The sequence below is a fragment of the Bacteroides intestinalis genome, assembly GCF_003464595.1.
Taxonomy (GTDB): Bacteria; Bacteroidota; Bacteroidia; order Bacteroidales; family Bacteroidaceae; genus Bacteroides; species Bacteroides intestinalis_A.
The window spans coordinates 258,681-271,922 of sequence record NZ_QRZF01000003.1; the positions used below are offsets into that span (position 1 = coordinate 258,681).

Below are 13,242 nucleotides of genomic sequence, written 5' to 3' on the forward strand. Positions count from 1 at the left end.
AATAGAAAGGATGAATTCTTGGTTGATCAAGTGAATTCATCCTTTCTATTTGTACGGATATTTAATGTTTTGGGTTGTACAATACTTTTAGACTATGCTTACCTTGTCTTATAATATATAGTCCACTTTGTGACAATGGAACGGTTATTTGTGTCCCTTTTACGCTCGTTATCTTAACTCCCTGACTGGAGAATATATCAATAAATTCGTTGGAATTTTCACTTGTGATCTCCAAACCGGTATTTGTAGGAATGACCTTTAACACTTCAGAAGATTCAGTTTGCCCAATACCTGTTTCTACATCTTTAATTGTGAAAACCAGTCTTAATTCACTGTTAGTAAACTGTTTCCAGGTGTCATCTTTACGGTAACTTCCTATAGCATAGTATTCTCCAGCTGGTAATTCGGGGTTTCCTGTGATAGTGATAGTGCTGGAAGTATTACTTGGTATTACAGTATAATCGCTGATACGCGTGTAAGGGAGCAATGCTCCGTTCTTACGTATATATATAGCAAAATCATCTTCATATTTTAAACCTTTATTTTCGATTTGTATTTTGAAAGATATATCTTTTCCTTCTACAGCTTCACCAATAAGTTCTGCAGGAGCAAGTTGATACAAATCGGAATTGTTTTCTATGCTGCTTAATCGGATACTGTTAGCAGTAATCTCTACACTATAACAGATGCTTTTACCTTCAAGACCACGTAGCATGCTTGGTACTTTTTCACCTTCTTTTTGTGAGGCAAAATGAAGTTGATAGTTGCCGTTAGGTACAGTAGATGGAATTGTGCCGCTGAATGTAATACTATTCCAACCACTTCCTACGTCAATGTTGGAAATTGAAGTGGGTGTTGTAAGAAATGTGATGAACTCATCTCCTTGATATAGAGCTAATCCGATAATCCCACTCATAGGAGTAGAAGTGTTCCATATTTTGGTAAACTTTGCACTGATACTTTCATTTCTTTCATATTGCTTTTTTGTAATATCTATGCTTCCCTCTAATGTAAAGCCACTAATGACTTCTCCTGTTGTCTTCGGTTGTACAAGGAGCATAATATATTGCATATCATTATAGGCGCCACTTCCACTTCCTGTGCCGCCTGATCCTGGATTCAGAGAGCTTAAGGAATAATATCCATTTGCATATCCGCTCCATCCCCAGTTAAAATGATACATGTCATTCTCATCACAACCATCCAATACAAATGCATGACCTCCTGCGGTGCTTTGTCCACTGTATAGAACAGGGCGCCCGGCAATCAATTCTTTTTGAATCATATTTTTCCAGCGTCCTTCAGTATTATAATCACGTCCTTCAAAATATATATTAGGATTATACCCGAAGAATTTCGTCAGGGCATTATATTGTTTGAATATACCTGCCCCACTACCACCGGCTGCACTTAGGTTATAATCCATATCCATAGCTACGCCGCAGTGGAGCATCAATTCGGCTACAGCTTTCTTTTGTTCTTCAGTTGCCGCATTTGTGTATTGAGGCAGCATCAGATCCCATTTATAGTTGACCTCTTCAAAGTTTACGGAAAGTGATTTTTTTAAAGTTGCAGTAGTGTAACTGTAACTACCAATTCCCTTTTGAGGATATTCATAATATTTCATAACCATGGCCAATGCCGTAGCAGCACAGCCGGTAACGGTGAGTTCTCCTTTTTCTTCCGGACAATCCAGATTATAAGGATTACCTTGATCCCATTCAATTTTGCCTAAAAGTGGAGCTATTACTGGTGGGACAACCCTTGTCTTCAGATCTTGACTTTCAGACTGGTTCTCGCCAGAAATACTCTTCTGATTTATCTGTTGCATTTCTGTTGCGTAAAACTCCAGCCAATATTTAACATTAGGAGGTAATTGCTTTATGTCTATACTGCCTCTGTCAGAGTATGCTAAGATTTCACGTGCACAGTCGTTGCCTGAAACGATGATAAATCCATTGTCTTTTTCTATGTTAATGATATAATAAGCTGGATAGATTTCAGGACCACGAGTGATTGTTATCTCACTGTTCATTAGTTGAAGTTGGGGTGCATCGTCAGATTTTATTAGACCATGAGAGGCTACGAAAGCTTGCGCGATTTCTAATGCTTGCTTCGGCGTACGCGGTGTGGCATAAAGCCAGCAAGAGTACAAAAGCATAATGATGAGTGAGAGTTTTGTTTTCATAAAATGAGGTTTTAATAAGATTATATGAGCAAGAAAGGCTATCCCATAAAAGATGAATGGAATAGCCTTTTTCTATTATGTACCTTTTAATTAACGTACCATTTTGCAATCATAGTATTGGAACCAGACATATTTAGAGTAATTACCTGCATCATCCATTATGGCACCTGCAACTCCACTGTCGAAGGTGATGGTTTCAAAGTCATCACTCCACATTCCAGAAACGTTAGCCCAGCTAAGTCCTGCTGAACTCAATGAAGCGAAGCGCACACTTGCTGTGAAACCTAATCCGAAGTCCATATTGTCAGCGATAGTTTCATTACATATAATTTGCAGACCATTTGAAGAATATGACATCCTCCATGTAACATAATCTTTTCCATTAAATTTCGTACAATTATATCCATCTCCCTTTTCGTTCATCTCTACTACTACAGGGAATGAAGCGGCTACTCCTTTACTATCCACGGCTTGGAAAGTCCAGTCTCCGATCAACTTATCGTACGGGTCGACTACTTCCTGAATGTTTACCTTGCAGGCACCTGTTCCGATAGTAGCTCCTTGAGCGTTTGTTATTTCTAATGTAAATGAACGGTCAAAGTTATCTTCTTTAGTCGAAACATTTAGGTAGATTTCAGCATTTACTGTTTCCACATCTGCTGGTACTCTTATTTTTTCAGAAGTAAGAAGAACGGTCTTATCATTTTCCACAGAAATGCCACTGGCATTTTTAACTGTTACAGTCACTTCTATAAGTCCACTATGCTCTCCTGCTACTGTAATAGGAACTTGAATACTGCTGACATTCTCTTTCACATCTATTTCACTTTGAGAGAATCCCACAGTAGCATTGCCCGAATTCATATTTTCGTCATCATCGCTACAAGCCGCAAATGTTAGTGGCAAGAGCATCATTGCTAATAATTTAATATATTTCATAAATACCTTTCTTTAATGATTAATAACCTGGATTCTGCTGCCCAGCTAATTGTGGATTCGTTTCCATTTCTGCTGATGGGATAGGCCATACCAAACGGTAGTCTCCTGCCGGATATGAAAGATTTCTTCCATTAGGAACGATAATGTTATTGATAGCTGGATTTTCCGGGTGATCAGGATTACGTTGGAAGCCAATGCCCCAACGGCGTAAATCGCTCATACGGAAACCTTCTCCGATCAACTCCTTCAAACGCTCGTTACGTATTTCTTGAATCAATGCCTGACCACTATAATTAATCTCTTCATAGCCAGTAATACGCTTACTGCGTAATTCATTGAGATATTTATTAGCCAATGTCGGGTTAGTAGTAGCAGCAGCTTCTGCAGCAATCAAGTACATTTCTCCCATACGGAATACCTTAGGCATATTTATATAATTGGGAGTCGCAGAAGTTTTTAAACTTTCATTACCCGGAAATTTTTTGAATACATAAGCTTGCACATTGTTACCATCTACTGCCAACTTCCATACAGTAAAGAAAGCATCGAAACGAACATCACCTTCATCTTCATACATACTCAGCATATCGAAAGTAGGAATGTAATCAGCTCCATCCAGTTTAGTACTTAAATAAGCACCACCGGTAGAAGAACCTAATTCTGTAGTACTCATGAATGGGCGGAAGATAGCTTCAGTACCTTCATCTTTTGTCCACATAGCTTCATAAACTTTAATTTCTGCCAATTTATAGATCTGAGATTTGATGATTGTTTCAGCTTTTGACAGCGCTGTTGTATTGTCACCTTTCAACAAAGCAATACGTGCTTGCAGTGCCAATACTGCATAAGAAGAAAAGTAGGCAGCATTTGGAGCTATAAATTCATTGTCGGTTTTCTCGTACTCAAGTAATGCGTTATAGGCATCGGTTAAGTCGTCATTAATTAATTTATATGTTTCATCCTGAGTGCTACGTCCCGGGTATTTACTGCTATCGCCGGTTGGATTATAAACCGTCACCAAAGGCAAACCTTTACCTATTGTTTGTGCAATACTTGCTGAGTAAGTTTCGCAATAATGATCAATCAACCAGTAATAGCAATAAGCTCTTACAAATTTAGCTTCACCATCATAACGAGTCAATTCTGTACGTTCTTCTGCAGTATATTCATTATTTGCCAGCATCTCATCCATCTTATTAATGATAAAGTTAGCTGAGTTGATAATTGAATATAAATTTCCCCATATAGTGGCGATATCTCTTGTTGCCGAGTTTATATTTCCGTTAGAGAACTCACCGATACGGTTTCCGTTATTACTAACTCCATGGAACATATCCATCTGGATTTCCGGATAGTTAACATATCCGCCGGTGGTGAGACTTCTCATACTTGAGTAGAGGCCGTTGCGGAAACGGCGACAGTCATTCAGATTCTGGATGGCAGTATCATTATCAAGACTTCCATAAGGTTTCTTGTCCATATCGCAGGAAGTCACCAATGCGCCCACCATTAATAGTGCTAAAAATATTTTTTTCATAATCATCTTTTTCTTAATTAAAATGTTAATTCAACACCAAATACGAATTGTCTTGTATTAGGATATCCGAACTTAATCAAGTTGATATCAGGTTCAGGGTCATAACCGGTGAAGTTAGTAAGTGTCCATAAGTTACGGCCAGTGAAGAAAATGTTGAAGCGTTCGATTACACCGCTGTGTTTCAATATAGACTTCGGCAGTTCATACTGAACGGTTACATTCTTTAAACGAAGGAACGAAGCGTTCTCTACCAGGTGATCATCCATCTGAATAGCTTCTGTTGATGCCGGAATATCTGTAATTTGTCCTGGCTTGGTCCAGATATTCAACATGTTGGTAGATTGGTTTATAGAAAGTCCCTGTGCTGCGTTTTCAATGAAGAATCTATCGTTACTAATCAGGTACTTTTTGCCGGCCCAAGTAAAGTCAGCACTGACAGAAATTCCTTTCCAGCTAAATTCTGTACCAAAACCTCCATTCAACGGAGCATATCTGTCTTTGCCAATTAGAACCGCATCTCTTTCCTTATTATATACTTTGGTCAAATTGCCGTCTTTATCATACCATATTTGTTTACCATCACGTGGGTCAACACCAGCTCTGCGCACAAAGTATAATTCACCAACTGAATGACCTACTTTGTATTGCAAACCATAGTCGGGTAAACTATATTCATCACGTCCGTTGAATAACTCGGTGATTTCATTCTTATTATAGTTGAAGTTAGCTCTGAATCCCCAGTAGAAATTACTATTCTGAATGATATCTACTTTGAAATCCAAATCAACTCCTTTATTAACCATAGCACCAATATTTCCGGCACCAGAGCTAAAACCAGTAGTATAAGAATAAGGTATATCCATTAATAAGTCAGTTGTCTTTTTACGATAGAAATCTACATTAGCAGTTAAGCGATCGAATATGCGGAAAGACAAACCAGCATTGACACCTGCAACTTTTTCCCAAGTAAGGTCTGTGTTACTAGCTTGCGAGATTCCCAAACTACCTTCACTATTGTAAGGACTACCGGAGCCAATTAAACCATAGTAAGCATAATCACTAATACCGGAGTTACCAGTAGTACCATAACTAACCTTCACTGAAAGTTCATTCAGCCAATCTATGTTGTCCATGAAACTTTCTTTCTTCATATCCCACATAGCGCCAACTGACCAGAAATTAGCCCAACGACCATCTTTAGGGAACTTAGAACTTCCGTCACGACGGAATGTCAGATCCAGATAATATTTGGAAGCGTAATTATAGCTGCCAGTAAAGAACATAGAATTGAATACAGTTTCTACTTGTGTATGTGTCAAGTCATCTTTAGGTGAAACAGGAGTCGGAGCTTGTGTTAATTTCATCTGACGGGCATCTGTATGGCCTTCAGTAAATACTCCAAAACTTCTGGATTTAGCGATGATAGATTCCTGTCCGGCCAGAACGCTTACATTGTGGTCGTCGATATTGAATTTATATTCAGCCGTATTCGTATATGTAAATGCATAATATCTGCTAAAGCTTTCCTGGCGGTAACCGTCTCGTGCGGGAACGCTAGTTCCCATTGGTGTTTTGAAAGCTTCATACGGAAGTCCGATGTTTGATAGAGTCATATCATATGCATCGATAGATTGCTGTGCTCTTACTGTTAATCCTTTAATCGGAGTAAGTTCCTGATAAAGATTGATGTTGGCAGTGACAATTCTTCTTTGTACATCACGGTTGTCATTAACAAAATTAGGCGTAGTCAATCCACTATAAAGAAGATGGGTAGCTCTATCTCCCCACTGGATGTTGCCGTTATCGTCGAATGTATAAAAACGAGGTGAATCATAAGGCAATGCAAATCTGGCAAAAACAGATGGACTACTTGAATAAATACTTGAAGATTCTGTTTCATTATTCGTTTCATACTGGCTGTAGCCTAAATTCGATTGTAGACCTACTTTTAACCATTCTTTTACACGTGTATCAAAATTAAAACGCAGTGCTTCGCGACGAAGGCCCGACTGTGCAATGATACCCTCTTGCTCATGATGATTCAAAGATAAATAGTAAGACATGTTAGAACCGCCACCATTGATAGCTGCATCTAATGTATAAGTTGGTGCATGGCTATCAAATACTTCATCACGCCAGTTAGTATCTATACCATATTTTTCTACTCTATCCTTAATGGTTTGTGGAACAGGACTACCTACTAATTCTCGGAATTGGATGTACTGAGAAGAGTTCATCATCTCAACGTTGTCCTGAACCATACTTGAAAAACCATATTGAGCACGTAAAGTAACATTGGCCTTTTGATCAAACTTACCCTTTTTACTGGTAATTACAATAACACCGTTTGCTGCACGTGAACCGTAAATAGCTGTTGAAGAAGCATCTTTCAATACTGTGATGTTCTCTATATCACCAGGATTCAATGAATTGAAAACAGATGATGAAATCGGAGCACCGTCCAAAATGAATAGCGGAGTATTACCTGCATTAATGGAGTTTACACCACGTAAACGGATTGTAGCAGATTTAGATGGGTCACCCGAACTGGACAATACTGAAAGACCAGAAACCTGACCAGCTAAGGCATCGGTAAAGTTGACTGTGGGATTCTTCTCCAATTTCTTTCCACCAACCGAAGCAACAGATCCTACCACAGAACCTAGTTTCTTACCAGTTCCGTATCCTACAATAACAACCTCGTCAAGTAATTCTGTATCAGGCTTCAATGTGATCTTTACATGAGAAGCAATTGCCACTTCTTGTGCTTGCATTCCAATGTACGAAATCTGCAAAGTCTTCGCAGAACTTGGTACGTTCGGTAAAGTAAAATCACCATCTACACCGGTAATAGTACCAATTTGAGTACCTTTTACCAATACAGAGGCTCCAATAACTGGCTGCCCATCTTCTTCAGAAATCACAACACCCGTGATGGTCTGAGTTTGGGCAGTTACTAGGCCTATTCCAACAAAAAGACAGGCCAATAACAGCATTAATTTTCTTTTCATAAATTCTCTCTTAAAGTTTAACTTTACATTAATTGTTTCTTTACTCTAACAAAATGCAAATATATTAATAAAACTGAAACGAACAATTATTTTGTTGAAAAAACCTTGTAAATCTATCAATTTGTTAACTGAATGATTGTTTTTATGCTTAACAGCAGCTTTTTTGCACTAAAAAAACCTAAATGACTATTTAAATGCTATCACTATGAAGCCCCTTCTTGACTGTTATTCCTTAATACATCCCTTCTCTTTTAAACAAAAAGTGTTAATAATGCATGTTGGAGGAATAAAATTGAAAGCCATTTTACGTAGATTTACCTTTTTTATAAAGGAAATACAAAATAGAAAAACTCTTTTGGGGCATAGTTTTGCAGATATTAAGCCTTATTTAGTTCTTCTATAGCACATTATCCCGTCTTATTTGTTCATAGTATTAACTAAAACAACTAATGATGAACAAGATTATTTACAGTTTGGTGTACAACAGGAAAAAGAGCCTTAACAAGAAAGGTATGGCTCTGGTACAGGTAGAGGCCTATCTGAACAGGAAAAAGAAGTATTTTTCGACAAAAGTCTACTTAAGACCCGACCAATGGGATGCAAAGAAACTACTAGTTAAAAACCATCCTAATGCAGACGCTTTAAATCGATTAATTTATGAATTTGTCGCAACGATAGAAAAGCGTGAACTTGAACTCTGGCAACAGGGTAAAGCTATTAATTTGGATGTTCTAAAAGATGTACTTTCTGAAAAGCAAGAACAGGAAGATAAATCATCGTTTATTCCCTTTTTTAAGCAAGAGGTAATGACTTCCGGCTTAAAAGAGAGTACTAAACGCAATCATTTGTCTACGCTTGCTCTCTTACAAGAGTTTAAGAAGAATGTAACATTTTCTGATCTAACTTTTGAATTTGTATCCTCTTTCGAATACTTCCTGCAATCAAAAGGATATCACACCAATACGATAGCCAAACACATGAAACACTTGAAACGCCATATTAATGTAGCCATTAATAAAGAATATATGGATATACAAAAATATGCCTTCAGAAAATATAAAATTAAAACTGTAGAAAACGGCCATACACATTTGTCTCCGGAAGAATTGGAAAAGTTAGAAACCTTGCAATTGACAGGACGCTATACAAAATACCAGAAAACTTTAGACGCATTTTTGTTCTGCTGCTATGCTGGTATGCGTTATTCTGATTTTGTAAATATGAAGCCTGATAACATTGTAGAGATGCATCAGGAGACATGGCTGATATATAAATCTATTAAAACCGGTACTGAAGTTCGATTACCACTATATTTACTTTTTAGTGGAAAAGGAATTCTGATTTTGAATAAATATCAGGCAAACCTACAAGACTTTTTCCATTTAAGGGATAACTCAAATGTGAATAAAGAACTAATAATAATTGCCCGGTTAGCAGGATTGACTAAAAAGGTGTCATTTCATACTGCTCGACATACCAATGCTACATTATTAATTTATAATGGTGTCAATATTACAACTGTGCAGAAGCTTTTGGGACATAAGAGCGTGAAGACCACACAAATATACACGAATGTAATGGATGCGACAATAATAAGTGATTTGGAGAAAAATCACTCTTTGGTTCATCGTAAGAAAGGGAAATAAAGCCCAATAGAGTAAGGTGTAACTACTTATCATGAAGCCTTGAACTTAATAAATAAATAGATTACACCTTATTTTTGGGAAATTATATACTAAAATAGCCTTAATATTTTGTTCTATTTTTCTTGTTTTTCACTTCTTAATTTTATTATTTTTCCATTTATAGAATTGAAAATTACGGACCGCCCAGAATCTTTAGATAAAAAGAATGCTTTAAATAGAAGGGCTCCAATATCCTGTTTACAAGAAGTTAAGAGTTTGTCTGCAGGAAGTTAACTTCTTGTCGACAAACTCTTAACTTCTTGTAAACAGGATATTAGTTTGTTATAACATTTTAATAATCAATATTGGTTTTACTTTGCTGAAATAAATATTTCCTATTTTATAAATATTTCTATTACTTAATTATATCTATTCATTCACTATCATTCAAGAATACAAAAGTAGTTAACAAATCTCCCCCTTATTTTTTATAAAGATGAGATTTTAAATCTACTTTTGCAGATATGTGGAAAATCTATAAAACATATATATAAACGTTCTCTATTCTACACATTATTTATGAGCTAAAACTAATAGTACATATTTTATATTTCATTTTTACCGCCATAAAACATATAATTAATTGATAATGTATATATTATCGTTTAAAAACAGTATTTATATAGTATATAAATATTAGCTGATCTAAATAATATGCAATTGATTATAAGCAGATTAACCATTTATGCTTTTTATATACAAAGTTCTTGATTGATTTTGTATACACTGATTTTCAGCAATATACATAATGCATAGTTCTGCGAAAACATTGCAAATATCGTACATTGGTATGAAAACAGAAGAAGTTGGTATCAAGTCCCACTTGAAAATTACAATGAAGACTGATAGTGAAATACTTCAAGAAGTAGTTGTTACTGGTATGCAGCGTATGGATAAACGTTTATTTACTGGAGCAGCAACAAAATTGTCTGCAGATAATGTAAAAATGGACGGTATGGCAGAAATAAGCCGTGCTTTGGAAGGACGAGCTGCTGGTGTATCTGTACAGAATGTGTCCGGAACTTTCGGTACAGCACCTAAAATTCGCGTGCGTGGTGCTACTTCTATCTATGGTAGTTCGAAGCCATTATGGGTGGTAGATGGTGTCATCATGGAAGACGTAACGGAAGTAGGTGCTGACGATTTGTCTTCAGGAGATGCTGTTACATTGATCAGTTCCGCTATAGCTGGATTAAATGCAGATGATATTGAAAGTTTCCAAATCTTGAAAGATGGTTCTGCTACTTCTATTTATGGAGCACGCGCTATGGCGGGTGTGATTGTTGTAACAACTAAGAAAGGAAAAGCAGGCAGTAACAAAATCAGTTATACAGGAGAATTCACAATGCGTATGAAGCCTAGCTATAGAAACTTCAATATCATGGATTCTCAGGAACAAATGGACGTGTACAAAACAATGGCTAGTAATGGCTATCTAAACTTTTCTGACGTGTATCGTGCTTCTGATAGTGGTGTATACGGTAAGATGTATCACCTTATCAATGATTACTCTAACGGTAAATTTGGTTTGGCTAATACACCAGAGGCAATAAATGGTTACCTACAGCAGGCTGAATACAGAAATACTGATTGGTTTGATATCCTATTTAATAATAGCATCTCGCAGAATCATGCTATCAGCATGTCCAGTGGTACTGAGAAAGCTTCGTATTACACCTCTCTTAGTGCGATGAGCGATCCGGGATGGACCAAGCAAAGCTCTGTTCAGCGCTATACTGCCAATATCAATGCTTTATATAATATTTCGCAACAAGTTTCTTTGAACTTAATTGGAAGCACTTCTTATCGTAAACAAAAGGCTCCCGGAACATTAAGTTCCAGCATAGACGTAGTAAGTGGTGAGGTTAGACGTGACTTTGATATCAATCCGTATTCTTATGCATTGAACACTTCACGCGCTCTTGATCCAAATGAATACTATGTTCGTAACTATGCTCCATTCAACATTCTTCATGAATTGGATAATAATAACATGGACTTGAATGTAGTAGATTTAAAATTTCAAGGTGAATTGAAATGGAAGCCATTCAAAAAAGTGGAATTGTCAGCTCTGGGTGCTTATAAACATTCTTCTACAACGCAATCTCACAGTATTACCGATTATTCAAATCAGGCATGGGCTTATCGCGCCATGGATGATGCTACCATGAGAGATGCTAACCCATGGTTGTATACAGACCCAGATGTTGCCAATTCATTACCGCTGTCTGTATTGCCAGTTGGTGGTTTCTATCGTGAAACCAAGTATGGAATGAACAGTTATGACTTCCGTGGTACTATCAGCTATAATGATGTTTTTGCAGAAGATCATGTAATCAACCTCTTTGGTGGTATGCAGTTGACTGCAACTGATAGAAGCAAGACTTGGTTCAACGGTGTAGGTATGCAATATGATATGGGTATGTTGCCTTCTTATGAATATTTGTTCTTCAAACAAGGAAAAGAAGAAAACTCTCAGTACTATACAGTTGAAGAGACCCGTTCTCGTGAAGTAGCCTTCTTTGCAACTGGTACTTACTCATACAAAGGTCGATATACTGTAAACGGTACAGTGCGTTATGAAGGTTCTAATAAATTAGGTAAGAGCCGTTCTTCACGCTGGTTACCTACATGGAACGTTTCGGGTGCATGGAACATGCATGAGGAAGCTTTCTTTGAAGATCTTACCCCTACCTTATCCAACTTGACACTAAGAGCGTCCTACTCTTTGACAGCTGACCGTGGTCCGGCTAATGTTACCAATTCACGTGTGGTAATCCAGTCATATAATCCTTATCGACCATTTGCCAGTGTATCTGAGTCAGGTCTGGAAATATACGATTTGGAAAACAGTGAGCTCACCTACGAAAAGAAACACGAAATAAACCTTGGTGCAGATATCGGTTTTATTAATAATCGCATTAACTTGGTGTTTGACTGGTATAGACGCAATAACTATGATCTGATCGGTATTATCAACACAATGGGTGTAGGAGGGCAGATTGCCAAATATGCAAATGTCGCAAGTATGCGTTCGCATGGTGTCGAATTCACCCTTTCTACCCGCAACATTGCGACTAAGGATTTCAAGTGGAATACCGATTTTATAATCTCTCATGCAAAGAACACAGTTACGGAGTTATACTCAAACTCACGTGTGATTGACATGATTTCAGGATCAGGATTTGCACAGCAAGGTTATCCGGTACGTTCACTGTTCTCTATGGACTTCAAGGGATTGAATGAAGATGGTGTACCGACTTTCATCAATGAGAAAGGTGTATTGACTACAAGTGATATCAACTTCCAAGAACGTAATAATAAAGACCATCTAGTTTATGAAGGTCCTACAGATCCTACTATTACAGGAAGTTTTGGTAATGTGTTTAGTTATAAAGGCTTCAAGTTGAATGCCTTTATTACTTACTCTTTTGGCAATGTAGTGCGCTTAGATCCTATTTTCAGCAATAAATATTCTGATTTGGACGCTATGCCTAAAGAATTTAAAAATCGCTGGACTGTTACAGGCGATGAAAACAGAACCAATGTCCCTGTCATTGCAGATAGACGCATGAATCAGCAAGATCAATATTTGAGTCGTGCGTATAATGCATACAACTATTCTACTGCCCGTATAGCTAAGGGAGACTTCATTAGAATGAAAGAAATATCATTGTCTTATGATTTCCCGAAATCATGGATCAGTCATTTGAAGTTGAGTGACCTGTCTTTAAAATTGCAGGCAACCAATCTTTTCCTGATTTATTCTGATGACAAACTGAACGGACAAGATCCGGAATTCTTCAATACAGGTGGTGTTGCAGCTCCGGTACCCAAGCAGTTTACATTAACATTAAGAATGGGAATTTAAATATTAAAATC

6 protein-coding genes are annotated in these 13,242 nt (G+C 37.3%); 2 read left to right on the forward strand and 4 right to left on the reverse strand.

Annotated elements, in window-relative coordinates; genetic code table 11:
* Positions 1-61: 61 nt before the first annotated feature.
* From DWW10_RS05770 to DWW10_RS05785, 4 genes are all read right to left on the reverse strand, one after another.
* Complete coding sequence (locus DWW10_RS05770; protein WP_118421523.1) at positions 62-2,188, reverse strand: C10 family peptidase; 2,127 nt, start codon at positions 2,186-2,188, stop codon at positions 62-64.
* A gap of 90 nt (positions 2,189-2,278) precedes the next feature.
* The gene (locus tag DWW10_RS05775) at positions 2,279-3,127 is read right to left on the reverse strand and encodes a hypothetical protein (RefSeq protein WP_118421524.1); all 849 of its coding nucleotides are present in this window, start codon (positions 3,125-3,127) and stop codon (positions 2,279-2,281) included.
* A gap of 19 nt (positions 3,128-3,146) precedes the next feature.
* On the reverse strand, positions 3,147-4,664 hold the full coding sequence (locus DWW10_RS05780) for a RagB/SusD family nutrient uptake outer membrane protein (RefSeq protein ID WP_259320424.1): 1,518 nt from the start codon (positions 4,662-4,664) through the stop codon (positions 3,147-3,149).
* Positions 4,665-4,681: 17 nt separating this feature from the next.
* Entirely contained in the window at positions 4,682-7,675 is a 2,994-nt protein-coding gene (locus DWW10_RS05785; protein WP_118421526.1) for a SusC/RagA family TonB-linked outer membrane protein, read from the reverse strand.
* A 452-nt stretch (positions 7,676-8,127) separates the two neighbouring features.
* Between DWW10_RS05785 and DWW10_RS05790 the strand changes: the two genes are divergently transcribed.
* Both DWW10_RS05790 and DWW10_RS05795 read left to right on the forward strand, forming a co-directional pair.
* Positions 8,128-9,321: a site-specific integrase gene (locus tag DWW10_RS05790; RefSeq protein ID WP_118421527.1), complete on the forward strand. Its 1,194-nt coding sequence runs from the start codon at positions 8,128-8,130 to the stop codon at positions 9,319-9,321.
* Positions 9,322-10,108: 787 nt separating this feature from the next.
* Positions 10,109-13,231: a SusC/RagA family TonB-linked outer membrane protein gene (locus tag DWW10_RS05795; RefSeq protein ID WP_118421528.1), complete on the forward strand. Its 3,123-nt coding sequence runs from the start codon at positions 10,109-10,111 to the stop codon at positions 13,229-13,231.
* Positions 13,232-13,242: the final 11 nt, after the last annotated feature.